Below are 560 nucleotides of genomic sequence, written 5' to 3'. Positions count from 1 at the left end.
CGCATTCTCCGCAGCGGTCGGTGCTGCGTAGGGACCCCAATCCGGTTCGGAATCACGAATGTCCACAGCGATCTTTCCGGCGAATCCACGGGGCCCGGTCGACATTGGCGACCTGGCACAGGTTTTCACGGGGTGGCGAGCAGGCGTGCAAGCAAACACTGTTCTGCAACGGCGGTAGGGTGACAGAGGCCGCGGCGAGATAGGAGGTCGAGTTCGTGCGGATCGTGGCCCTGGAGGAGCATTTCGCCACCAAGCAGTTCTTCGAAGGCCCGGGGCGCGAGCACTTCGAACGCATGGCGTCGGGATCGCAACGGTTTCCCGGCGGTGCGGGCAGGCTCGCCGAGCGGTTGAGTGACGTGGCGTCCGGGCGCATCGCCGAGATGGACGCGGCGGGCATCGACGTTCAGGTGTTGTCGCTGACGGCTCCGGGACTGGAGCAAGTGCCCGGTTCCGACGCCGTTGCCCTGGCCAGGGCGATCAACGACGACCTGGCCGCTGCGATCGGTGATCATCCGCAGCGGCTGGCCGGGTTTGCCGCGCTGCCGACGGCCGACCCGGCC

Annotated in this window: 1 pseudogene; it reads left to right on the top strand. The window is 67.3% G+C overall.

The window, feature by feature from the left end:
• Positions 1-215: 215 nt before the first annotated feature.
• Positions 216-560 (top strand): annotated as a pseudogene (locus tag F6Q13_RS19920) (amidohydrolase); the annotation flags it as partial.

The sequence above is a fragment of the Mycobacterium sp. genome, assembly GCF_008709575.1.
GTDB lineage: Bacteria > Actinomycetota > Actinomycetes > Mycobacteriales > Mycobacteriaceae > Mycobacterium.
Note: the sequence above shows the minus strand (reverse complement) of the source record. Positions and strands in the feature narration are given on the sequence as shown.